This is a genomic window from Klenkia marina (assembly GCF_900101025.1).
GTDB lineage: Bacteria > Actinomycetota > Actinomycetes > Mycobacteriales > Geodermatophilaceae > Klenkia > Klenkia marina.
In genome coordinates this window covers 36,870-59,931 of the sequence record NZ_FMUH01000001.1, presented here as the reverse complement: position 1 = coordinate 59,931, position 23,062 = coordinate 36,870, and the positions used below count along the sequence as shown (strand labels likewise).

At 74.3% G+C, this 23,062-nt stretch carries 21 protein-coding genes and 1 pseudogene; 6 read left to right on the top strand and 16 right to left on the bottom strand.

The genetic code is table 11. The features are described 5' to 3' along the window. Positions 1-36 precede the first annotated feature (36 nt). The 4 genes from BLP29_RS00295 to BLP29_RS00280 all read left to right on the top strand — a co-directional run bounded on the left by BLP29_RS00295 (position 37) and on the right by BLP29_RS00280 (position 4,925). Complete coding sequence (locus tag BLP29_RS00295; protein ID WP_092798781.1) at positions 37-1,575, top strand: sugar ABC transporter ATP-binding protein; 1,539 nt, start codon at positions 37-39, stop codon at positions 1,573-1,575. Further along, positions 1,568-2,740: an ABC transporter permease gene (locus tag BLP29_RS00290; protein ID WP_207798234.1), complete on the top strand. Its 1,173-nt coding sequence runs from the start codon at positions 1,568-1,570 to the stop codon at positions 2,738-2,740. Before BLP29_RS00295 ends, BLP29_RS00290 begins: the two co-directional genes overlap by 8 nt. Beyond that, on the top strand, positions 2,737-3,789 hold the full coding sequence (yjfF, locus tag BLP29_RS00285; RefSeq protein WP_092798780.1) for a galactofuranose ABC transporter, permease protein YjfF: 1,053 nt from the start codon (positions 2,737-2,739) through the stop codon (positions 3,787-3,789). The genes BLP29_RS00290 and yjfF overlap by 4 nt, the downstream gene beginning before the upstream one ends. Positions 3,790-3,923: 134 nt before the next feature. After that, positions 3,924-4,925, top strand: coding sequence for a LacI family DNA-binding transcriptional regulator (locus BLP29_RS00280; RefSeq protein ID WP_092798779.1), 1,002 nt, complete (start codon positions 3,924-3,926; stop codon positions 4,923-4,925). Here the strand turns inward: BLP29_RS00280 and BLP29_RS00275 are convergent. The 4 genes from BLP29_RS00275 to BLP29_RS00260 form a co-directional block, all read right to left on the bottom strand. Then, positions 4,909-5,688 (bottom strand): ABC transporter ATP-binding protein, encoded by a 780-nt coding sequence (locus BLP29_RS00275; RefSeq protein WP_092798778.1) that lies wholly within the window; start codon positions 5,686-5,688, stop codon positions 4,909-4,911. The genes BLP29_RS00280 and BLP29_RS00275 overlap by 17 nt on opposite strands. Further along, positions 5,685-6,641: a FecCD family ABC transporter permease gene (locus tag BLP29_RS00270; RefSeq protein ID WP_243469587.1), complete on the bottom strand. Its 957-nt coding sequence runs from the start codon at positions 6,639-6,641 to the stop codon at positions 5,685-5,687. The genes BLP29_RS00275 and BLP29_RS00270 overlap by 4 nt, the downstream gene beginning before the upstream one ends. A gap of 119 nt (positions 6,642-6,760) precedes the next feature. Next, positions 6,761-7,810 (bottom strand): ABC transporter substrate-binding protein, encoded by a 1,050-nt coding sequence (locus BLP29_RS00265; protein WP_092798776.1) that lies wholly within the window; start codon positions 7,808-7,810, stop codon positions 6,761-6,763. An 81-nt stretch (positions 7,811-7,891) separates the two neighbouring features. Then, positions 7,892-9,154: a DUF2786 domain-containing protein gene (locus BLP29_RS00260; protein ID WP_092798775.1), complete on the bottom strand. Its 1,263-nt coding sequence runs from the start codon at positions 9,152-9,154 to the stop codon at positions 7,892-7,894. Between the two features lie 167 nt (positions 9,155-9,321). On the opposite strand from BLP29_RS00260, the pseudogene BLP29_RS21930 reads away from it, so the two are divergent. Continuing rightward, positions 9,322-10,254, top strand: a pseudogene (locus BLP29_RS21930) (winged helix DNA-binding domain-containing protein); the annotation flags it as partial. Positions 10,255-10,329: 75 nt separating this feature from the next. Here the strand turns inward: BLP29_RS21930 and purT are convergent. The 3 genes from purT to BLP29_RS00240 are packed head-to-tail and all read right to left on the bottom strand — an operon-like array spanning position 10,330 to position 12,870. Beyond that, positions 10,330-11,520 (bottom strand): formate-dependent phosphoribosylglycinamide formyltransferase, encoded by a 1,191-nt coding sequence (gene purT / locus BLP29_RS00250; RefSeq protein ID WP_092798774.1) that lies wholly within the window; start codon positions 11,518-11,520, stop codon positions 10,330-10,332. A gap of 22 nt (positions 11,521-11,542) precedes the next feature. Further along, positions 11,543-12,175, bottom strand: a complete 633-nt coding sequence (locus BLP29_RS00245; RefSeq protein ID WP_092798764.1) for a hypothetical protein — start codon at positions 12,173-12,175, stop codon at positions 11,543-11,545. After that, entirely contained in the window at positions 12,172-12,870 is a 699-nt protein-coding gene (locus BLP29_RS00240; RefSeq protein ID WP_092798754.1) for a hypothetical protein, read from the bottom strand. The genes BLP29_RS00245 and BLP29_RS00240 overlap by 4 nt, the downstream gene beginning before the upstream one ends. A gap of 139 nt (positions 12,871-13,009) precedes the next feature. On the opposite strand from BLP29_RS00240, the gene BLP29_RS00235 reads away from it, so the two are divergent. Beyond that, positions 13,010-14,188 (top strand): acyl-CoA dehydrogenase family protein, encoded by a 1,179-nt coding sequence (locus BLP29_RS00235; protein ID WP_092798752.1) that lies wholly within the window; start codon positions 13,010-13,012, stop codon positions 14,186-14,188. 1 nt (position 14,189) lies between these two features. Here the strand turns inward: BLP29_RS00235 and BLP29_RS00230 are convergent, their stop codons facing one another. The 9 genes from BLP29_RS00230 to BLP29_RS00190 are packed head-to-tail and all read right to left on the bottom strand — an operon-like array spanning position 14,190 to position 22,960. Next, entirely contained in the window at positions 14,190-14,858 is a 669-nt protein-coding gene (locus BLP29_RS00230) for an SDR family NAD(P)-dependent oxidoreductase (RefSeq protein ID WP_092798750.1), read from the bottom strand. Then, positions 14,858-16,036 (bottom strand): sialidase family protein, encoded by a 1,179-nt coding sequence (locus BLP29_RS00225; RefSeq protein WP_092798749.1) that lies wholly within the window; start codon positions 16,034-16,036, stop codon positions 14,858-14,860. The genes BLP29_RS00230 and BLP29_RS00225 overlap by 1 nt, the downstream gene beginning before the upstream one ends. Beyond that, positions 16,036-16,830, bottom strand: coding sequence for an HpcH/HpaI aldolase family protein (locus BLP29_RS00220; RefSeq protein ID WP_092800482.1), 795 nt, complete (start codon positions 16,828-16,830; stop codon positions 16,036-16,038). Before BLP29_RS00220 ends, BLP29_RS00225 begins: the two co-directional genes overlap by 1 nt. 22 nt (positions 16,831-16,852) lie before the next feature. Then, positions 16,853-17,827, bottom strand: coding sequence for an aldo/keto reductase (locus BLP29_RS00215; protein WP_092798748.1), 975 nt, complete (start codon positions 17,825-17,827; stop codon positions 16,853-16,855). Next, the gene (locus BLP29_RS00210) at positions 17,824-18,627 is read right to left on the bottom strand and encodes an ATP-binding cassette domain-containing protein (RefSeq protein ID WP_092798747.1); all 804 of its coding nucleotides are present in this window, start codon (positions 18,625-18,627) and stop codon (positions 17,824-17,826) included. The genes BLP29_RS00215 and BLP29_RS00210 overlap by 4 nt, the downstream gene beginning before the upstream one ends. Next, on the bottom strand, positions 18,624-19,460 hold the full coding sequence (locus BLP29_RS00205; RefSeq protein WP_207798233.1) for an ABC transporter ATP-binding protein: 837 nt from the start codon (positions 19,458-19,460) through the stop codon (positions 18,624-18,626). The genes BLP29_RS00210 and BLP29_RS00205 overlap by 4 nt, the downstream gene beginning before the upstream one ends. Continuing rightward, a complete protein-coding gene (locus tag BLP29_RS00200) occupies positions 19,457-20,404 on the bottom strand; it encodes an ABC transporter permease (RefSeq protein ID WP_092798746.1) in 948 nt (315 codons plus the stop codon). The genes BLP29_RS00205 and BLP29_RS00200 overlap by 4 nt, the downstream gene beginning before the upstream one ends. Next, positions 20,401-21,375 (bottom strand): ABC transporter permease, encoded by a 975-nt coding sequence (locus tag BLP29_RS00195; RefSeq protein ID WP_092798745.1) that lies wholly within the window; start codon positions 21,373-21,375, stop codon positions 20,401-20,403. The genes BLP29_RS00200 and BLP29_RS00195 overlap by 4 nt, the downstream gene beginning before the upstream one ends. Before the next feature lies 1 nt (position 21,376). Next, positions 21,377-22,960 carry an ABC transporter substrate-binding protein gene (locus BLP29_RS00190; RefSeq protein WP_092798743.1) on the bottom strand — a complete coding sequence of 528 codons (1,584 nt, stop codon included), beginning with the start codon at positions 22,958-22,960 and terminating at the stop codon, positions 21,377-21,379. Between the last annotated feature and the right edge of the window lie 102 nt (positions 22,961-23,062).

The following is a 23,062-nucleotide window of genomic DNA, read 5'->3' as shown; positions in this document are numbered from 1 at the left end:
GCGGCGGGGCACCCCTACTCCTGGAGACCTTCGCCCATGAGCACCGCAGCACCCCGGCCGGCCGCCGCCCCGGTGGTCGAGATGTCCGGCATCACCATCGAGTTCCCCGGTGTCCGCGCCCTCGACGGGGTGGGGCTGCGCCTGTTCCCCGGCGAGGTCCACGCCCTCATGGGCGAGAACGGAGCCGGCAAGTCGACCCTCATCAAGGCCCTCACCGGGGTCTACCGCTACGACAGCGGCACGGTCACCGTCGACGGCGTCGAGCAGCAGTTCGCCACGCCGGCCGACGCGCAGGCCGCGGGCATCAGCACCGTGTACCAGGAGGTCAACCTCTGCCCGAACCTCACGGTCACCGAGAACGTCGTCCTCGGTCGCGAACCCCGCAAGCGCGGGTCGATCGACCGGCGTGCCTCCCGTGAGCGCACCCGCCGCGTGCTCGCCGAGCTGAACCTGGACCTCGACCCCGGCAGCATCCTGGGCCGGCACCCCATCGCCCTGCAGCAGCTGGTCGCCATCGCCCGGGCCGTCGACACCGACGCCAAGGTGCTGGTGCTCGACGAGCCCACCTCGAGCCTGGACGCCGGCGAGGTCGCCGAGCTGTTCCGGGTCGTGCGCACGCTGCGCGACCGCGGCGTCGCCATCCTCTTCGTGTCCCACTTCCTCGACCAGGTCTACGAGATCAGCGACCGCATGACGGTGCTGCGCAACGGCCGCCTCGTCGCCGAGCACCGCACCGCCGAGCTGCCCCGGCTGCAGCTGGTGCAGGAGATGATCGGCCGCGAGCTGTCCACCCTCGAGCACCTCGAGCGCGAGCCCGCCCACGAGGCCCCCGCCGACGCCGTCCCGCGCCTGCGCGCCCGCGGCCTCGGCCGCACCGGGGCCATCGCCCCCACCGACCTCGACGTCCACGCCGGGCGCGTGACCGGCCTGGCCGGGCTGCTGGGCTCGGGTCGCACCGAGCTGACCCGGCTCCTGTTCGGCGCCGACCGCGCGAGCTCGGGCACCGTCGAGGTCGACGGGCGCCCAGTCAAGCTGCGCACCCCGCGCACGGCCATCGCCGAGGGCATCGCGTTCTGCTCCGAGGACCGCAAGGGCGAGGGCGTCGTCGGCGACCTCACCGTGCGCGACAACGTGCTGCTGGCCCTGCAGGCCCGCCGGGGCTGGCTGCGCCGCATCCCCACCAAGCAGGGCGACGAGCTGGTCGCCAAGTACATCAAGGCCCTCGACATCCGCCCGGCCCACCCCGACGCGCTGATCCGCAACCTGTCCGGCGGCAACCAGCAGAAGGTGCTGCTGGCCCGCTGGCTGCTGACCGAGCCGCGGCTGCTGCTGCTCGACGAGCCCACCCGCGGCATCGACATCGGCGCCAAGGCCCAGATCCAGGCCCTGGTCAGCCAGCTGGCGAGCGAGGGGATGTCGGTCGTGTTCGTCTCCGCCGAGCTGGAGGAGGTGCTGCGGATCAGCGACCGCATCACCGTGCTGCGCGACCACCGCACCGTCGCCGACGTCGACGGCTCCACCGCCACCCTCGACTCCGTCGTCGACCTGATCGCCAGTGGAGGCGACCGTGCCTGAGACCCCCACCGAGCCCCGCACGCGGCGGCGCCTGGACATGTCCTCCCCGGTGGTGTGGGCGGCGTCGGCGCTGCTCGTGCTGCTGGTGTTCAACGCCGTCGTCAACCCTGGCTTCTTCGCCCTGCGGATCCAGGACGGCCACCTGTTCGGCTCGCCGGTCGACGTCCTGAAGAACGTCGCCCCGACCCTGCTCATCGCGGTCGGCATGACCCTGGTCATCGCCACCCGCGGGATCGACCTCTCCGTCGGCGCCGTGCTGGCCATCTCCGGCGCGGTCAGCTTCACGATCATCGACGGGTCGTCGGACCCGACGTCCCCGGCCACCGCCGCGGTCGCCATCGGCACCGCCCTGGCCGTCGGCCTGGTGCTCGGTGCGTGGAACGGCTTCCTGGTCTCCGTCGTCGGCATCCAGCCGATCATCGCGACGCTGGTGCTCATGACGGCCGGCCGCGGGCTGGCCATGCTGGTCACCGACGGGCAGATCATCACCGCCGAGAACCCGGCCTTCGACTGGCTCGGCGGTGGCTTCGTCCTCGGCCTGCCGGCCCAGGTGGTGCTCACCCTGCTGGTGCTCCTGGTCGTCGCCGCGCTCACCCGCCGCACCGCGCTGGGCACGCTGATCGAGGCGGTCGGCACCAACCCGGAGGCCGCCCGGTTGGCCGGCGTCCGCTCGCGGTCGATCACCTGGACCGTCTACGTCTTCGTCGCCTTCACCGCCGCGGTCGCCGGCCTGATGACCAACGCCAACGTCAGCGCCGCCGACGCCAACCGGGCCGGGTTGTTCATCGAGCTCGACGCGATCCTCGCCGTCGTGATCGGTGGCACCTCGCTCGCCGGTGGTCGCTACTCGCTGACCGGCACGGTGCTGGGCGCCCTCATCCTGCAGACCCTGACCACCACCACGCTGACCATGGGCGTGCCCGACGAGTACGTGCGGCTGTTCAAGGCCGTCGTCATCATCGCGGTCTTCCTGCTGCAGGCCCCGCGCATCCGCGCCGCGCTCGGCCGCCGCCGGCGATCGGCGCGCACCAGCACCTCGCCGGCCGTCCCGGTGCCGGCCGTCGAAGGGGACGACGTCCGTCCCCTGACCCCCGCATCCTCGGCCGAGCCCGCCGACGCGACCGCAGCCGAGCCCACCACCACCGACCAGGGGGCACTCCGATGACCGCCACCGACAGCGCCACCGGCACGGCTCCCGCGCCCGCCCCGGAGCGGCCGGACCGCTCGCTCGGGCAGGCGGCCTACGCCTGGCTGCGCCGCACCGACACCGGGTCCAGCACGTTCTCCGTGCTGGTCACCGCCCTCCTGCTCGTCGTGCTCTTCGGCGCCGGCACGCTGCGGTACGAGAACTTCGGCTACCCGCAGGTGGCGCTGAACCTGCTGGTGGACAACGCGCACCTCATCGTGCTCGCGGTCGGCATGACCTTCGTGATCCTCACCGGCGGCATCGACCTGTCCTCCGGTGCGGTGGTCGCCCTGTCCACGGTCATCGCGGCCTCGCTGCTGCAGAAGGGCTGGGCCGCGCCGCTGGTCATCGTGCTGGTGCTGGCCACCGGCACGCTGCTGGGCTGGGCGATGGGCGCGGCCGTGCACCACCTGCAGCTGCAGCCGTTCATCGTCACGCTGGCCGGGATGTTCCTGGCCCGCGGCCTGTGCTTCGTCATCAGCGAGCCCTCGATCCCCATCCGCGACGACCTGTTCACCGGCCTGGCGCAGAACGTCATCGAGCTGCCGGGCAACACCTACCTCACCTACGGCGTCCTCATCGCCCTCGTGGTGGTGGCGATCGCGGTGTACGTGCTGCACCGCACCCGCTTCGGCCGCACGGTGTACGCCATCGGCGGCAACGAGCAGTCCGCGGGCCTGATGGGCCTGGCGGTCGGCCGCACCAAGGTCGCGGTCTACGCGATCAGCGGTTTCTGCTCCGCCCTGGGTGGCCTGCTGTTCAGCCTGTACATCCTCTCGGGCTGGAGCCTGCACGCCATCGGCATGGAGCTCGACGCCATCGCCGCGGTGGTCATCGGCGGGACGCTGCTCACCGGCGGGTCCGGCCTCGTCGTCGGGTCGCTGCTCGGCGTGCTGGTGCTGGGCACCATCCAGTCGCTGATCTCCTTCGACGGCGGGCTGAGCTCGTGGTGGACCAAGATCACCATCGGTGTCCTGCTGCTGGTCTTCGTCGTCGTCCAGCGCCTGAGCACGCGGTCCTCCCGCTGACGCTGCTCGCTCCCCCGGGGGACGACCGACCCGCTCCGGCCCCGGGGGTGGCAGCATCCGACCTCGACGTCCGGCGAGCGCCGGCGCACGGACGGAGGGTCGGGGTGGAACCACGGGCGGGCAGGCCGGCCGTCATGGCCGACGTCGCCCAGCTGGCCGGGGTCTCGCACCAGACCGTGTCGCGGGTGCTGAACGACCACCCGTACGTCAAGGAGGAGACCCGGGCCCGGGTGCTCGAGGCGATGGCGAAGCTGGGGTACCGGCGCAACCTGACCGCGCGGGCCCTGGCCCGGCGGCAGTCCGAGACCATCGGCGTCATCGCGTTCGACACCAGCCTGCACGGGCCGGCGAGCACGTTGTTCAGCCTCGAGCAGGCCGCGCGGACGGCCGGTTACGAGGTGCACGTGGTGACCGTGCCGGACCTGCAGCCGCAGTCGTTCGCCGACGCCGTCGACCGGCTGGTCGCCCAGTCGGTGTGCGGCGTGGTCGTGCTCGCCCCCCAGCGCGCCGCGGTGCAGGTGATGGTGGGGCTCCCGGCCGACCTCCCGGCGGTGGCGGTCGAGGGCGGGGCGGCCCCGGGCGTGCCCTCGGTGGTCGTGGACCAGGTGGACGGCGCCCTGCAGGCCACGCGCCACCTGGTGGAGCTGGGCCACACCGAGATCGTGCACGTGCGCGGCCGGCAGGACTGGATCGAGGCCGAGGCACGGCTGGAGGGCTGGCAGCTCGGGATGACCCAGGCGGGGCTGCGGGTGCGCGAGCCCCTGCTGGGCGACTGGAGCGCCCGGTCGGGCTACGACGCCGGGCTGGTGCTGCGCGAGCGCTGGCCCGAGGTCACCGGGGTCTTCGTGGCCAACGACCACATGGCGCTGGGGCTGATCCGCGCCCTGGCCGAGTCCGGGGTGGACATCCCGGGCGAGGTCAGCGTGGTCGGCTTCGACGACATCGCCGAGGCCGCCTACCTCCGGCCACCGCTGACCACGGTGCACCAGGACTTCGCCGAGGTCGGCCGGCGCTGCGTCGACGTGCTGCTGGAGCGCATCGAGGCCGCCGAGCGGTGGTTCCAGGGCCGGCCCGTGGTGGTGCCCGGCCGGCTGGTGGTGCGCGCCTCGACCGCCCCGGTCAGGCCGGAGCGCTGACCGCAGCGGGCCGCAGCACGACGGTGGGCACGCCGTCCTCGCCGACCAGCACGGTCGCCCGCACCCCGTAGACCTCGCCGATCAGCTCGGGGGTGAGCACCTGGGCCGGGGGGCCGGCGGCCACGGCGCGACCGGCGGCCATGACCACCACCTCGTCGCAGTACGCCGCGGCCAGGTTGAGGTCGTGCAGCGCCACCACGGTGGTCACCGGCAGCCGCTGCACCAGCTCCAGCAGCTCGAGCTGGTGGCGGATGTCGAGGTGGTTGGTGGGTTCGTCCATGAGCAGCTCGCGCGGCTCCTGCGCCAGGGCCCGGGCGATGTGCGCCCGCTGCTGCTCGCCCCCGGACAGGCTGTGCCAGAACCGGTCGGCCTTGTCGGTCATGCCGGTGGCCGCCAGCGCGGCGTCGACCGCGGCGGCGTCGGTGGCCGGCCGCGAGCCCAGCGGCCCGCGGTGCGGGATGCGCCCCAGCCGCACGACGTCGCGCACCCGGATGTCGACGTCGGTGTGGGTGTGCTGCCCGACCACGGCGACCGTGCGGGCGACGGAGCGGCGGGACAGCGCTCGCAGGTCGGTGCCGTCGAGGGTGACCGTGCCGTCGTCGGGCCGCGCGGTGCCGGAGAGCAGCCGCAGGAGCGAGGACTTGCCGGAGCCGTTGGGGCCCAGCAGCCCGACGGTGGCACCGGGCCGGGGGGTGAGGGTGACGCCGTCGACGACGAGCGCACCACCGCGGTTCCAGCGGACCCGGTCGGCGTGCAGGGTCATGCGACCCGCCGGCGACGCAGCAGGATGAGCACGAACGCGGGCACCCCGACCAGGGCCGTGCCCACGCCGACCGGCAGCGGGGTGGGCTGGAAGGCGACCCGGGAGACCGCGTCGACCCAGACCATGAACACCGCACCGATCAGCACCGTGGCCGGCAGCAGCCGGGCGTGCCGGGGGCCGACCAGGAACCGCGCCGCGTGCGGCAGCACGAGGCCGACGAAGCCGATGGAGCCCGCGATGCTGACCAGGGTCGCGGTGATGAGGGCGGTGACCCCCAGCAGCACCAGGCGGGTGCGCCGCACCGGGATGCCCAGGGAATCGGCCACGTCGTCGCCGAAGGCGAACGCGTCGAGGGCGTGGGACTGCCGCAGCGCCCAGGCCCCACCGACGAGGACGACGACCCCGCAGAGCAGCACGTCGTCCCAGCGGACGCCCTCCAGCGACCCGAGCAACCAGAACATGACCCCGCGGGTCTCGTCGGCGTCGGCGAAGGCGAAGATCGCGAACGAGGTGAGCGCCGCGAAGAACTGGGTGCCGGCGACCCCGGCGAGGATCACGCGGTCGGTGCCGCCGCCGCTGAGCCCGGCCAGCAGCAGCACCAGCCCGAACGCGACGAGGGCGCCGACGAACGCGCCCCCGGACAGGCCCAGCACCGAGCCGCCGAGCCCGAGCACCCCGATGACGACCGCGCCGGTGGACGCGCCAGAGGAGATGCCGAGCAGGAAGGGGTCGGCGAGCGGGTTGTGCAGCAGGGCCTGCAGCACGGCGCCGCACAGCCCGAGACCGGCGCCGCACGCGGCGGCCGTGAGCGCCCGGGGCAGGCGCTCCTCCCAGACGATGGCCTCCTTGACCGCCCGCACCGGGACGTCGGTCAGCCCGAGGTGGTTGAGCAGCACGTCGCGGATGTTCACCAGCGACACCTCGGCGGGGCCCAGGGTGATGGCACCGGCCACCGACGCCACGACCGCGGCGAGCCCGAGCAGGGCCAGGACGGCCCCGGCCGGCAGGCGACGGGAGCGGGGCCCGGTGCCGGTGTCGTCGTCGGTGGCGGGCTCGAGGGCCGGTGCGGCGGTCAGGACGTGCGCCCGAGCTCGGCCAGGCCGGCGGCGAGGTCCTCGAGGCCGTCCACGAAGCGGATGGACGGGTTGAGCTCGGCCCCGCTGAGGGCGACGTACTGCTGGTCCTGGACGGCCTGCATCGTGCTGGTCAGCGGGTCGGCGGCGAGGAAGGCCTCCTTGTCGGCCAGCCGGTCACCGGGGAAGCGGTCGCGGGCGAGGTCGCCCAGCACCAGGACGTCGGGCTCCCGGTCGACCACCGCCTCCCACGAGACCGCGGACCAGTCGTCGGCGAGGTCGGCGAAGACGTTGGCACCGCCGACGCCCTCGGCGAGCAGCTGCGGGGCCCCGACGCCGCCGGCGAAGTACGGGCTGCGGGTGTCGGCGAACCAGAAGCCGAGGGTGACGCCGCTTGCCTCGATCTCGGCGGTCGCCGCGGCGGCGCGCTGCTGCAGCTCGGCGACCAGTTGCTCACCGCGCTCGGGCACGTCGAAGACCGCGGCCAGCTCGCGGATCTCCTGGTACAGGGCGTCGACCTGCAGGGGCTCGGACCGCTTGCCGCCGGCGTTCACGCTCTGCCCGCCGGAGCAGTCGGTGGGGGACAGGTAGGTGCCGATGCCGGTCTCGGTGAACCGGGCCCGCTCGGCCACCCCGCCCGTGGCGAAGTGCCGGCCGAAGGAGGCGGTGACGAAGTCGGGGTCGGTGCCCAGGACGGCCTCGTAGCCGGGGGCGTTGTCGGCCAGCCGGGGCACGTCGGCGTTCGCGTCGGCCAGCGACGGCAGCACCGGGTCGGTCCAGGAGGCGGTGCCGACGATGCGGTCGCCGAGCCCGAGGGACAGCATGAGCTCGGTGCTGCCCTGGTCGAGGGACACGACCCGCTGCGGCGGGGCGTCCACGGTGACCTCGGTGCCGCAGTTGTCCAGGACCAGGGGGTACTCGGTGGCCTGCTCGCCCCCGGTGGCCGCGGCCGACTCGGGCACGGCCTCGGACGCCCCGCACGCGGTGAGCAGACCGGCGCAGGCCAGCGCGGCGGCGGTGGTGCGGAGCCGGTGGGTGATCAAGGGCATGCCGGGTCGTCCTCCGTGGTCGGCGCGCCGGGTGCGGCGAGCGGTCCTCCGCGGCGGGTCGCGAAGCCAAGAGAGGCTAACCTAAACGTGGGCGCGGCTCGGCGGTGGCCCGGGCGCCAACGGCGTGCGTGGCGCCCCCAGGTCGGCGGTGTCGGCTGCGCGGCGCCCGGCCCACCACCCCTCCGGGTCCACCGTGCGTCGGCGGCTGCGTCGCACGTGCGGGAACAGCTCGGTGACCCGGTCGGCCACGGCCGCCTGCCGGCGGGCCAGCACCGGCAGGACCGACCGGCCGTGCTCCGCGGACGCCTCGGCGGTCGCCCGGTCACCGGCCTCGGTCAGCCGCTCGCCGATGCGGGTGGCGTAGGCGAGGAGGAACCCGCGCTTGTACACGGGGGACGGGTTCGTGCCCGGTGGTGCGTCGCCGGACAACGCCCGTGTGGCCTGCAGCAGCAGCGAGGTGAACAGCAGCTCGACCAGCGCGACGTCGACGGGCAGACCCACCACGGTGGCGATGCCCAGGTCGCGCAGGAGCACCACCTGGCAGCCGTTCGGGTCGGCGACGGCGTGCAGCAGGGCGGCCTTGGCCCCGGTGAAGGGGTCGGTCAGGTGCAGCCGGCGGGCGACGACGTCCGCGCCCACGCCGGGCCCGCCCACCTGCGCACCGGCCAGCACGGCGTGGTCGATGGCGTACCTGCTCATCAGCTCCTGGGCCTTGGCGGTCAGCGCGTCGGCCTCCTCTGCGAACTCGGTGCGCTCGGCCTTGGCCAGCAGACCCCGCACGCGGCCGAGCACCTTCTCGTCGACCGGCCCGGGCACGGGGCGGGCGGACGACGTCGCCCGGTGGTGCCGCGGCCACGCGGCCGGCCCGGGCAGCAGCGCCTGCAGAGCCGGGAGGCCGGTCAGCAGGGCCAGCACCCGCACCAGGTCCCGCCACCCGGTGGCGGCGTCGAGACCGCTGCGGGCCCACCACCCCGACGCCCCCGACGCCGGACCCGGCAGGGTGGCCAGCTGCTCGACCCACTCCCGCGGGGCGCGGTCGGCCGCCCGGGACCGCTCGGCCTCGGCGAGCAGCGCCGACCCGACCAGCCGGGCCGCCCGCCGGCTGGTGCGTCGGCCGGTCACGTGCACGAGGTCGGCCGGTTGCCACCCGCGGTCGTAGCAGCGGTGCACCGCGTCGTCGACCAGCGGCTCGAGACCGGGCAGGTCGAGGTCGGGGCACTGCCGGGCGAGCGCAGCGGTGAACGGGTCGAGCTCCTCGGCGGTGCTCCCGGGACGGCGCGCCACCTGCACCGCGGTCTGCAGCAGCTCGAGCGGGGAGGTGGTCGGGGGCCGCGGGGTGCGCATGCCCAGGAGCCTGCCCCAGGGCGCCGGCGGAGGAGGCCGGGTCCGGTGCCGCTGTGGACACCGGTCCCGACGGTGGACGCCGGAGCCGGTCCTGTCGGTGCCCCGCGCTACCGTCGCGCCCACCCGAGGGGAGCGCCGTGGACATCGACGTGGGCACGCTGCGCCGCATGCGGCTGTCCGCCCAGGGCCTGACGGTGCCCCGGCCCGACGGTGCCGCGGCCGTGCGCGGGCTGCTCGCCGTGCAGGCCCAGGACCTGCGGCAGGCCGAGTGGGCGATCGGCTCCCGGGTCCCCGGCAGCACGCTCGCCGACGTGTGGGCCGCGTTCGCCGCCGGCCGGGTCGTGCGCTCGTGGCCGATGCGCGGCACCCTGTTCGCCACCACCCCCGCCGATCTGCGGCTGCTGCTGTCGCTCACCGCTGACCGGCAGATGCGCTCCGCCGAGCCCCGGCACCGTCAGCTGGGCATCACCGCCGCCGACGTCGCCCGGGCGGCCGACGTGGCCCGCGCCGAGCTGGCCGGCGGTGGTGCCCTCACCCGCCCCGAGCTCGCCGCCCGCTGGGCTGCGGCAGGGCTGGACGTGACCGGTCAGCGCACCCCGCACCTCTACGGCCGGCTCGCCCACCAGGGCCTGCTGTGCCTGGGGCCGCCGCGCGGGGAGACCGCGGGTGGGCCGGTGCAGGCCTTCGTCCTGCTCGACGAGTGGGCGCCCGGTGCGGCGCCGGCCGACCGGGCGGGTGCGGTCGCCGTCCTGGTGCGGCGGTACCTCGCCGGGCACGGCCCGGCATCCGAGCGCGACCTGGCGTGGTGGAGCGGGCTGACGCTGACCGAGGTGCGCGCCGGCTTCGCCGCGGTGCGCGACGAGCTCACCGAGGTGCGCTGCGGCGACCAGGTGCTCTGGACCCTCGGCGACCCCCCGCCGGCGCACCCCGACGGCGTCCGCGCGCTGGCCGGGTTCGACGAGCTGCTGCTCGGCCACGCCGACCGCTCGCACGTGGTCGCCGCCGAGCGGTTCGACGCCGTCGTCCCCGGGGGCAACGGAGTCTTCCTGCCGATGCTGGTCGACGACGGCGAGGTGGTCGGCACCTGGAAGCTGGTCCAGGGCGCCGTCCAGGTCACCCCCGACACCCCGGCGGCCCGGGAGGCGGCGGCCGTCGCGCACCGGTTCCGCGGCTGTTCAGGCCCGCGGTCGCACCCGGCTCGCGGCCTCGCGGGCGGTGGCGCGGGCGGCCTCGGCGTCCTCGCCGCGGGCCAGCGCGACGCCCATGCGACGCCGGGTGAAGCTCTCGGGCTTGCCGAACAGCCGCACCTGCACGCCGGGCAGCGCCAGCGCCTCGTCGACGCCGTCGAAGGTGATGCCGGCGGCCTCGACGCCGCCGTAGACCACGGCCGAGGCCCCGGGGTTGCGCAGCGAGGTGTCCACCGGCAGGCCGAGCAGGGCCCGGGCGTGCAGCTCGAACTCGTCCTGCCACTGGGTGGCCATGGTGACCATGCCGGTGTCGTGCGGGCGGGGGCTGACCTCGGAGAACCACACGTCGTCGCCGCGCACGAACAGCTCGACGCCGAACAGGCCCAGGCCGTCGAGGTCGGCGGTGACGGCGGCGGCGATCTCCTGCGCCCGCTGCAGCGCCAGGTCGCTCATCGGCTGGGGCTGCCAGCTCTCCACGTAGTCACCGGACTCCTGCCGGTGCCCGATCGGCGCGCAGAAGCCGGTCACGGTCTCCTCGCCGCGGCGGGACCGCACGGTGAGCAGGGTGATCTCGTAGTCGAAGTCGACGAACCCCTCGACGATGACCCGGGTGCCGGCCACCCGGCTGCCGGCCATCGCGTACTCCCAGGCGGTCTCGACGTCCCCGGCCGTGCGCACGGTGCTCTGGCCCTTGCCCGAGGACGACATCACCGGCTTGACCACGCACGGGAACCCGACGGCGGCCGCGCCGGCCTGCAGCTCCTCGAGCGAGTCGCAGAAGCGGTAGGGGCTGGTCGGCAGGCCGAGGGTCTCGGCGGCCAACCGACGGATGCCCTCGCGGTCCATCGTCAGCCGGGCGGCCCGGGCGGTGGGCACCACGCGCACGCCCTCCGCCTCCAGCTCGACCAGCGTCGGGGTGGCGATGGCCTCGATCTCGGGGACGACGACGTCGGGCCGCTCGGCCTCGATCAGGGCCCGCAGCTGCTCGGGGTCGCTCATGGTGATGGTGCGGGCGTGATGGGCGACCTGGTGGCCAGGGGCGTCGTCGTAGCGGTCGACGGCGATGGTCTCCACGCCCAGCCGCTGCAGCGCGATCAGCACCTCCTTGGCCAGCTCACCGCTGCCCAGCAGCATCACGCGGGTGGCCGCGGGGGACAGGGGCGTGCCCAGGGAGACCATGCGGGCAGGCTACTGAGCTGCCTCAGCCGACCTCGGAGCGCAGCACCTCGCCGGCGGGGGACAGCCAGGCCCGGGCGCCGGCGCTGTAGCGGTCGACCACGGTGAGCAGCACGTCGCCGTAGACCGGGAAGGGGCGCTCGGCGACCAGCTGCAGGTAGCCGACCTCGTCGGCGTCGTTGCCGATGGCCCGGTTGCCGGTCACCAGGGCTGCGGTCAGCCCGGCTGCGGAGACCGTGCCGAGCGGGAACTCGGCCTCGGCCGGGGGCTGGGCGGGCAGGGGCTCGGAGCGGCCGTCGCCGGGGCGGTCGAAGGCGTACTCCTGGTAGCGGGTCCACAGGTTGGTGGCCGGGTCGAACAGGACGACGGCGAATTCGCGGGCCTCGACCACCACCTGGGTGGCCCGGTCGCTGCCGACCTCGGCCACCGCGGCGTCGAGCGCGCCCTGCAGCCGCACCGGGTCGCTGAACGGGACGTCGTCGTCGGCGTCGTCCGCGTCGCTGCTGGACCCCGACCCGAGCGCCGGCTCGGGCAGGGCGCCGGTGCGGATGGCGACCACGGGCCCGGCGGTGAGCAGCAGGCCGAGCAGCAGGCCGACGGCGAACCCGCGCGGGCGGCGGGCCACGGGTTCGGCGGGGACGACGCCGGGCGCGGTCACGACAGCGACTCCTGCACGTACAGCAGGTCGCCGGACCCCGAGGCCCACACGGTCTGGTCGGCGCCGGTGGGGGCGCCGTTGTGCAGCTGGACGGTGACGTCGTCGCGGAGCCGGTCGGGGCGGTGCAGGACCGCCTCGGGGTCCTGCACGTGGGTCCAGGTGTCCGGGTGGTCGCGGCGGGCCCGCTCCAGCACCCGGGGCAGGACGTCGGGGGCCAGGTCGCGTGCCTGGAACCGGCCCGTCCCGCCCAGCAGGGCTCGGGGATCGGCCGGCTCGTCGACGAACCCGACCTCGAAGCCGGACCCGGCCTCGTGGACGACGGCCAGGCGCGGACCCTGCGGCCCGGGGAACAGCACGACCAGGTCGTCCTCGGTGACGCCGACCCGCTCGAGGGTGCTGATCGCGTGCTCGGCGGCCAGCCAGGCGAGGGCGTCGCCGAGGCGCCGGCCGGCGAAGAAGCCACCCGGGGTGGACGGGGTGTCGGGCTGCAGCCGGGCCCGGGTGGCCCGCAGCCGCGCGTCGGTGCGCCGGCGGGCGGCGTCCTGCCGGCCTGCCGACCCCCTCCCCGAGAGGACGGCGAACAGCACGAACGCCAGCACGGCACCGACGAGGGAGTACGACCGGAGCACGTCGGCGGCGGCCCCGACGAGGCAGCCGGCGGACACCCCCAGCAGCAGGCCCTGCACGAACCGCACGCGCACTCCTCGATCACCGGTGGACGGGCTCCGGCGAGCGTAGGGGAGGCCTGGGCGCCGCGCCCCGCGTGAGATCGCTACTCGTGGGTAGGGAGCGGGGACGAGTTCAGCCACTGCGCCACCGGGAGGACCGCCCACCATGACCGCCGACCTGCTCACCGGGGACTTCTTCGGCTACGAGACGTTGCTGTCGGACACCGAGCGCAAGGAGCTCCAGGCGCTGCGCGAGTTCCTCGACGAGAAGGTGCGGCCCCGGGTCAACCCCTCCTGGGCGGCCGCGGAGTTCCCGATGGACCTCATCCCCGAGTTCGCCTCGATCGACGTCGTCGGCCGCGCCTACGAGTGGGACGGGCGGGTGCCGGCGTCCAAGCTGTACGGCGGGTTCCAGGCCCTCGAGCTGGCGCGGGTCGACCCCTCCATCGCCACCTTCCTCGGCGTGCACAACGGCCTGGCCATGGGCTCGATCATGATCCTGGGCTCGGAGGAGCAGCGGCAGCGCTGGATCCCCGCGATGATGACGATGGACACGATCGGGGCCTTCGCCCTGACCGAGCCCGAGGGCGGTTCCGACGTCGCCCGCGGCCTGCGCACGACCGCCCGCCGGGACGGCGACGAGTGGGTGCTGAACGGGGCCAAGCGCTGGATCGGCAACGGCACCTTCGCCGACCACGTGGTGGTGTTCGCCCGCGACGAGGCCGACGACCAGGTGAAGACCTTCGTGGTCGACAAGGGGACCCCGGGCTTCACCGCGACCAAGATCGAGGACAAGTTCGCGCTGCGCACGGTGCAGAACGCCGACCTGACCTTCACCGACTGCCGCATCCCCGCCGACCACAAGCTCGAGGGCGGCAACTCGTTCAAGGACGTCAACAAGGTCCTCAAGGTGACCCGCGGCGGCGTCGCGTGGTCCGGCGTGGGCTGCCAGATGGGCGCCTACGAGTACGCGCTGGCCTACGCCAAGGAGCGCGAGCAGTTCGGCAAGCCGATCGGCAGCTTCCAGCTCATCCAGGACCTGCTGGCCAAGATGCTGGGCAACGTCACCGCCTCGCTGGGCATGGTCGTGCGGGTGGCGCAGCTGCAGGAGACCGACGACCTGCGCGACGACCAGGCGGCGCTGGCCAAGGCCTACGTCACCGCCCGCGGCCGCGAGACGGTGGCGATGGCCCGCGAGCTGTTCGGCGGCAACGGCATCGTGCTGGAGAACAACGTCGTCCGGTACTTCAACGACGCCGAGGCGCTGTACTCCTACGAGGGCACCCGCGAGATGAACACCCTCATCGTGGGCCGTTCGGTCACCGGGATGTCCGCCTTCGTCTGACCTAGAGGCTGGCCCCGCCGCACACCACGAGCTGCTGGCCGGTCACCATCCCGCCGTCGGGCCCGAGCAGGAACGCGGTGAGCGCCGCGACCTCCTCGGGCCGCACGAACCGTCCCAGCGGCGGGGGCTGCGGCGGGGTGGCTGCCCGGCCGGGGTCGGCCAGCATCGGCGTCTGGGTCGGCCCGGGCGCGACCACGTTCACCGTGATCCGGCGCGGGGCCAGCTCGATGGCCCACGACCGGGCCAGCCCCACCAGGGCGGCCTTCGTCGCGGCGTACTGGCTCTTGCCGGCCACCCCGACCGCCGTGCGGCTGCCCATCAGCACCACCCGGCCGCCGTCGGCGAGCCGGTCGACCACCGCGTCGACGACGGCGGTCGCGGCGTCGACGTGCAGCCGCCACATGAGCGCCCCGTCGGCCAGGGACAGGGCGCCCAGCCGGGCCGAGCGCTGCACCCCGGCCGAGTGCACGACGGCGTCCAGCGGGCCGACGTCCGCCAGCAGGTCGCCGACCGCCCCGGGGGAGGTGAGGTCGGCGGCCACCCAGGTCAGCCCCGGGCGTGGCCCGGGGTCGGTGCGGCTGAGGCCGGTGACGGTCCAGCCGTCGGCCAGCAGCCGGTCGACGACGGCGGCGCCGATGCCCGAGCTCGCCCCGGTGACCAGTGCGTGCATCAGCCTACGTCCACCCACGACGGGTCGACCACGACGTGCTCGATCGCCGTGCGGTGGTAGGTGAAGGCCAGGTGGAGCAGCCCGTCGGGGGTCTGGTGCACCGAGGGGTAGGACAGCTCGCGGTTCACCCCGTCGCGGCTGTTGTTGGACAGGCAGTAGCCGTCGCCGGTCTCGACGTCGCGCCGCGCGGGCCAGGTGACCCCGCCGTCGGTGGACAGCGCCAGCGTCATGGGCGCTCTCGGAGTGCCCCAGAACGCGTGCCGGGCGCCGTCGTCGACGACCGGCTCGGCCACCCCCTGGGCGTCGGCCAGCCCGGAGTCGTCGATCTCGTCGTAGAGCGAGAGCCGGCGCGGGGTGCCCGGCCCGGCCTGGGTCGGGTTGAGCACCATGGCCAACCGGCCGTCGGCCAGCGCGGTGACCTGGATCGAGCTGTTGTTGTTGGGCAGTCCGGTGGGCACCGGGGCGGACCAGGTGTCGCCGTCGTCGGCCGACGTCGAGCGGTGCACCCAGTCGGCCCAGCGGCTGCGGTAGAACGCGGCCAGCCCGCCGTCGACCGGGACGACGTCCATGTGCACGCACCCGGTCGACCCAGGGACGGCGACCTCGCGCCAGGTGGCGCCGGCGTCGTCGGAGACCATCACCGAGCTGGTGTCGACGTCGCCGACCCACTTCTGGCCGGGCACCGTGACGCAGGAGAACACCGGCAGCAGCCAGCGCCCCGAGGGCAGCACCACGACCGGCTGGCGCACGAACACCCCGCCGGTCGGCGTGGCCGGGAACAGCGTGCGCACCTCGCCCCAGCTGGCCCCGGAGTCGGGGGACACCCGGCAGCGCACCTCGGCGGAGTCCTGGTCCCCGGCGTGCTGGGCGGTCCACAGCAGCCAGGTCGTGCCGTCGGGGGCCGGGAAGAGCACCGGGTTCTGCTCGGAGCGGGTGCCGTCGTCGGACAGCTGGACGGCGGGGGACCACGCCTCGCCGACCAGCCGGGAGAACCAGATCGAGATGTCCGGGACGCCTTCCTGGGTGCCGCCGAACCAGACGCAGCCCAGCGTGCCGTCGGGCAGCGTCATGAGGTTCGCGGCGTGCACCTGCACGGTGGTGGTGGGCAGGAAGGCGTCGCGGCGTCCGGGGCCGGTGTCGCGGAGCACGCCGTCGCGGACCAGCTCGGTGGCGGTCATCAGTAGCCCGTCCCGTCGCCGGTCGCGGACGCCGAGCCCCGGGCGCGGGCGAGGTGGTCGGCGGCGGCCTGCTCGAGGTGGGTCAGGTCGGAGGAGACGGTGGCGAAGGTGTAGCCCTCGGCCAGCCGCTGCGCGGCCTGGGCGCCGGCGGCGGTGTGGATGCCGGCGGCCACCCCGGCGGCCGCGGCGGCCTCGCGCACGGTCACCAGCGCGGCCTCGAAGACGTCGGCCACGGCGGGGTCGTTGGGGAACGCGCCGCCGACGGCGATGCACAGGTCGGAGGGGCCCACGTAGACGCCGTCCAACCCGGGGGTCGCGCAGATCTCCGCCACGTTCGCCAGGCCCTCGGGCGTCTCGATCATCGCGAGCACCAGCGTGGCGTCGTTGCTGTCCGCAGGCTTCGGCCCGACCCGCAGGGCCGAGCGCATGGGGCCGTAGCTGCGCCGGCCGACCGGCGGGTACTTCGCCGCGGCGACGGCGGCGGCGGCCTGCTCGGCGTCGTCGACCAGCGGCACGATCACCCCGCTCGCGCCGGCGTCCAGCGCCTTGCCGATGTAGGTGGGGTCGTTGGCCTCGACCCGGACCCACGCCACCCCGCCCGCGGCGTCGACGGCGGTGATGCCCCGCAGCATGCCCTCGTAGGAGAACAGGCCGTGCTGGGCGTCGAGGGCGACGTAGTCGTAGCCGGTGCGGGCGATGCGCTCGGTGGAGACGGGGGAGTCGAGGGTGATCCAGTAGCCGAGCACGCGCTGGCGGGCCCGGATCGCGGTGGTCAGGTCGGTGTGGCGGGTCAACTCGGGCTCCAAGGCGTCGGGGTCAGCGGTTGTAGGCGGGCATCGGGCCGCGCAGGGTGGCACCGACCTCGTCGCAGGCGGCGACGACGTCGGCCGGCAACGGGCCGGCCGCGGCGGCGGCGACGTTCTGCTGCAGCTGGGCCACCCTCGACCCGCCGAGCAGCAGCGCGCCGACGTCGGGGGACCCCAGCAGCCAGCGCAGGGCCAGCTCCGCGAGCGGGATGCCGGCGCCGTCGGCGACCTCGGCCAGCCGGGCGACCGCGTCGAACAGCTCGGGGTTCCAGTACCGCTGCCTGTACATCGCGGCGAGCTTCGAGTCGCCGAACCGGCCGCTGGTGGCCGCCTCGTCGAAGGAGTGCTTGCCGGTCAGCAGCCCGCCGCCCAGCGGGTTGTAGACCATCGTGGCCAGCCCGCTGACCCGGGCGAACTCCAGGTACTCCTCCTCGACCCGGCGGGCCAGCAGGTTGTACAGCTGCTGGGCGACCACCGGCCGCGGGCAGCCGACCTCGTCGGCTGCGGCGTTCAGCTCGGCGATCTGCCAGGCGGCCATGTTGGACACCCCGATGGCGCCGACCCGGCCGTCGGCGACGAACCCGGCCAGCGTCGTCAGGGTCTCGCGGACCGGCGTGGCCCGGTCGGGCTGGTGCAGGTAGTACAGGTCGACCCGGTCCACCTGCAACCGGGCCAGCGACCCGGCCAGCGAGGCCTCCAGCCCGGCCCGCGACAGCGGGGAGTGGTCACCGGCGTCGGGGTGCGGGATGCCGGCCTTGGTGGCCAGCACGACGGAGTCGCGGCGGGTGGCCAGCAGCGGGCCGAGGATGGTCTCGGTGGCCCCGCCGGCGTAGCCGTTGGCGGTGTCCAGGCCGGTGATGCCGGCCTCGAGCGCGGCGTCGAGCATCGCGGCGGAGCCGGCGGCGTCGACGGTGTCGCCGAAGGTCATGGTGCCCAGCACCAACCGGCTCATCGGCACGGGCGCACCGGGGATCTCGATGGTCATGCGGGGGCTCCCTGCAGCTGGCGGACGACGTCGCGCGGCTTGCGGCCACGCATGGTGGTGGGGTCGAGCGCGGCCGCGCGCAGCGCCCGGGTGTACGGCTCGGCGGGGGAACGCAGCACGTCGTCGGTGGCCCCGGTCTCGACCAGCCGGCCGGCCCGCATGACCACGATGCGGTCGCTGATCTGCTTGACCACGCCCAGGTTGTGGCTGATGAACAGGTAGGTCAGCCCTCGCTCCCGCTGCAGGTCGGCGAGCAGGGCGAGCACCTGGGCCTGCACGCTGACGTCCAGGGCGCTGGTGGCCTCGTCGAGCACCAGCAGGTCGGGGGAGGACGCCAGAGCCCGGGCGATGCCGATGCGCTGGCGCTGGCCGCCGGAGAACTCGGCGGGCCGCCGGTCGAGCGCACTGGCCGGCAGCCCGACCAGGTCGATCAGCCGGGCGGCCTCGCGGTGCCGGTCGGCCGCGGACCGCCCGCGCAGCGGCTCGGCCACGATCCGCTCGGCGGTGAGGTGCGGGTCCAACGAGCCGTAGGGGTCCTGGAAGACCATCTGCACCCGGTGCCGCACCGGACGCAGCTGCTTCTCGCTCAGCTGGGCGATGTCGGTGCCGTCGAGCTCGATCGACCCCGACGTCGGGGTGACCAGCCGCACCAGGGCGCGGGCGATGGTCGACTTGCCGCAGCCGGACTCACCGACCACGGCGAGCGTCTCGCCCTTGCCGATGTCGAAGCTGACGCCGTCGACGGCCCGGAAGCCGCCGTAGCTGACCACCAGGTCGCGGACGCTCAGGAACGCGCTCATGCGGGGACCTCCTCGAACGTGCCCAGCTGCGGGACGGCGGCCAGCAGCCGCTTCGTGTACTCCTCGTGCGGGGCGTCGACGACCTGCTCGGCCTCGCCGGACTCGACGAACCGGCCGTCCTTCATGACGTGGATCCGGTCGCTGACGAGCCGGGCGACGCCGAGGTCGTGGGTGATCATCAGGATCCCGATGCCGGTGCGCTCCTGCAGCTCGAGCATCAGGTCGAGGATGCCTGCCTGCACCGTGACGTCGAGGGCCGAGGTGGGCTCGTCGGCCACCAGCAGCACCGGGTGCCCGGCGAGCGCGATGGCGATGAGCACCCGCTGCAGCATGCCGCCGGAGAGCTGGTGCGGGTACTTGTCCAGCTGCTCGGCCGGCCGCGGGATGCGCACGGCCTCCAGCAGCTCGACCGCGCGGGCCCGGGCCGCCGACCGCGGGTGGCCGGCCAGCCGGATCGCGCCGGTGAGCTGCTTGCCGACGGAGTGCACCGGGGACAGCGCGGTCATCGGGTCCTGCGGGATGAGCGACACCATGCGGCCGCGGATGCGTCGAGCGGCGTCGCGGTCCACCAGCAGGTCGACGCCGCCGACCTTCACCGATCCCGAGAGCACGGCGAGGTCCTCGGGCAGCAGCTGCAGCACGCCCATGGCCGTCGTCGACTTGCCCGAGCCGGACTCGCCGATGATCGTCACGGTCTCGCCACGGCCGATGCGGAAGCTGACGCCGTCGACCGCGCGGACCACCCGGTCGGCGGTGACCAGCTCGACCTGGAGGTCGGTGACCTCGAGGATCGGGGTGGTGTCGTGCGGGATGGGGAAGACCACGGTGCTCACGCCTCCTGGGGCCTGCGGGAGAGGATGCGGCGCAGGAGACCGCGGGGTCGGCGGGTGCGGTCGCGCAGGCCGTCGCCGAGCAGGTTGACCCCGACGACCAGCAGCACGATGAACAGGCCGGGCAGGGTGACCAGCCACCACGAGGTGGTGATGTAGTCCTGGCCGTCGGAGATGATGCGGCCCCACGTGGCGAAGGGCCGCTCGGGCCCGGCACCCAGGTAGGACAGCGCCGACTCCAGCAGCACGGCCTGGGCCAGCAGCAGCAGGACGACGAGCGTGGCCTGCGAGAGCACGTTGGGCACCACGTGCCGGGTCAGGACGGTGATGCGGCGCAGCCCCAGCACGGTGGCCGCGGCGACGTAGGGCTTGCCCCGCTCGACCAGCACCAGCGACCGGGTGAGCCGGGCGACCTCGGGCCACTGCGCGATGGCGATGACGCCGGTGATCACCGGGATCGAGGGGCCGAACAGGGCGACGACCAGCAGCAGCATGAGCAGCAGCGGCAGCGAGAGCTGGGCCTCCAGCAGGCGGGAGACCACCGCGTCGACCCAGCCACCGAAGAACCCGGCCGCGGCACCCAGCGCGATGCCGATGAGCCCGGAGACCACGACGGCCAGCAGGCCGATCATCAGCGAGGTCTGCCCGCCGTGCAGCACCCGTGAGAGCAGGTCGCGGCCGAGCTGGTCGGTGCCGAACAGGTGGCCGTCGGTGAAGGGCGGCAAGCGGCGCTGGGCGAGGTCCTGCTCGTCGGGGCCGGGCAGGGGGAGCACCCCGGCCAGCAGCACCGGCGCGACCACCAGCAGGGTGCACACGCCGCCGACCCACAGCTTGACCCGGGCGCTGCGCTCGCGGCGCCGGGCGCCGGCCCGCTTGAGGTCCGCCGGGGTCACCGCGCTGGGGCGGGCCCCCGTGGCGGTGGGCTCCGGGGAGAGGGTGGTGGTCACGCCAGGGCTCCTTCGGGGGCGGCGACGGCGGGGGCCGTCTTCTTCGACGTCTTCGCCAGCCGCACCCGGGGGTCCAGCAGCGGGTAGGCCAGGTCGACCAGCAGCTGCACCAGCACCGTCAGCGCGGCGGTGACCAGCACGGTGGCCTGGATCAGCGGGTAGTCGCGGGTCTCCAGCGCCCGCACGACCAGCGAGCCGACGCCGGGCCAGGCGAACACCACCTCGACCACGACGACGCCGTTGAGCATCGCGGCGAACCGGGTGCCCAGCGCGGTGAGCACCGGGATGGCTGAGTTGCTCATCGCGTAGCGCCAGGTCAACGCCCGCTCGGCGACCCCGCGCGAGCGGGCGACGGTGAGGTAGGGCGCGGCCATGTTGGTGGTCATCTCGCGGCGCACCATGCGGCTGATCAGCGCGATCTGCAGGATCGCGATGGTGATGGTGGGCAGCACCAGACCGCCCCAGCTGGTGAAGCCCGAGGCCGGGAACACCGGGAGGACGACGGCGAAGACGGTGAGCAGCATGATGCCGCTCCAGAAGTCGGGCATCGACTGGCCGGTGATGGTCAGCAGGTTGGCGCCGAACTCCTTGGCGGTGTCGGCCCGTCGGGCCATCCACACGCCCAGCGGGATGGCCACCACGGCGGTCACCAGGATGGCCGAGAGCGCCAGGGTGATCGTGTACGGCAACCGCTCGAGCACGACGTCCAGCGCGGGGGCCTGGAAGGAGAACGACGTGCCCAGGTCGCCGGTGACCAGGCCCTTCAGGAAGGTGCCGTACTGCACCAGGATCGAGTCGTCGAGGCCGAACTGGGCGCGGATGCGCTCGAGGTCCTCGGTGGTCGGGTTGGGCCCGGCGTAGGCCGCAGCCGGGTCGCCGGGGGCCAGCCGCAGCAGCACGAAGACCGTGGTGATGGTCAGGAAGAGCGTGAGCACGCTCTGCCCGACCCGCTTGGCGAGGTAGGTGGCCATGTCAGCTGCGCCCCAGCGTCGTCGTCGAGAGCTCGAAGGAGTTGGACGGCTTGAGCACCAGGTCGCCCACGCGGTCGCGGCGGGCCAGCACGGCGTCGGGGACGAAGGCCCACATGCACGGCCAGGTCTCCCAGACGGCGTCCTGCGCCTGCGCGAGCAGCGAGGTGCGGCGGGTGGGGTCGACCTCGGTGCCGGCAGCGGCGATCAGCTGCTGCACCTCGGGGACGACGTAGCCGTGGTAGGTGTCGCGGGTGGCCTCGCGCTCGGCGGTGCCGCCGTACATGCCCTGCAGCATGGTGAGCGCCAGGCCGGTGGGGGAGGCGAAGCCGTTGCCCAGCACGTCCCAGTCGCCGGCCCGGCCCTGCCGCCACAGCGAGATGTCGCCGCCGGGTTGGAACTGGACGAGCCTCGTGCGCACGCCGATGTCGCCCATCATCTGGACGACGGCCTCCATGACGGAGGTGTCGTTGGCGAACTCGCCGGTCTCCCAGATCATGGTGAGCTCGAGGTCGCCGTCCTGGATGCCCTCGGCGGCCAGCAGCTGCTTGGCCCCGCGCGGGTCGAACACGTACTCGTGGTCACCGGTGCCCCCGGCCAGGCCCTCGGGCACGACGCCCTTCGCGGCGGTGACCGACCCGACCAGGACGTCGTCGACCAGGGCGCGGCCGTCGATGCCCATGGACAGCGCCTGGCGGACCCGGACGTTGGCCAGCGGGTGGTCGGCGGGCTTGCGGAAGTTGTAGAACAGCTGGCTGATCCGCAGGCCGTCGACCCGCTCGATCGTCACGTCGCGGACGCCGGCCAGCTGGTCGGCGGAGTCGGGCGAGATGGTGTCGATGACGTCGACCTCGCCCGAGCGCATCGACACGACCCGGCTGGACTCCTCGGGCACGAAGCGCACCCGCACGGTCTCGATCGCGGCCGGTGCACCCCAGTAGTTCTCGTTGCGGGTCAGCGTGTAGTCCCCGGTGCCGCGGTTGCTGGCGGTGACCACGTAGGGGCCGCTCCCGACGCCGCTCTGCAGCTCCTCGGGGGCGTTGGCCGCCGCCGGGGTGATGAGGATGTTGGCCAACAGGTAGTCGAGGTTGGGCTCGGGGAGCTCGGTGTTCATCGTGAAGGTGCGCTCGTCGAGCACCTCGACGGTGGGCCACTCGCGGAAGAACGAGGCCAGGAACGAGCCGTTGACGCCCTGGTACATCTCCAGGGCGGTGGCGACGTCCTGCGGGGTGACCGGGGTGCCGTCGGAGTAGACGACGCCCTCGCGCAGCTGGACGGTCCACTCGGTGTCGCCGGTGAGCTCGAAGCGCTCGGCGAGGACCAGCTCGGGGGTGAGGTCGGCGCCGATGCGGGTGAGGCCCTGGCGCACGGCGCGCTGCACGGTGACGGCGGCGTCGAACTGGTTGAGCTTGTTGTCCAGGCTGACCAGCGACCGGTTCAGGGCCATGGTCAGGGTGCCCGGGCCGGGGGTGCCGGTGGGACCGGCGCAGGCGGCCAGCGCGGGGCCGAGCGCGAGCCCGGCCCCCACCACGCCGCCGAGGCGGAACAGCGAGCGGCGGGAGAACTCCCTGCTCGTGGCTGTGGTCATCGTCGACCTCTCGGATCGTCGGCCGGCCGGGCGCCGGTCAGTTCGGTGTTGCCTGGGTCACCGTGCCACGGTGTGCGCGTTTCGCGCAAGACACTGGCGCGT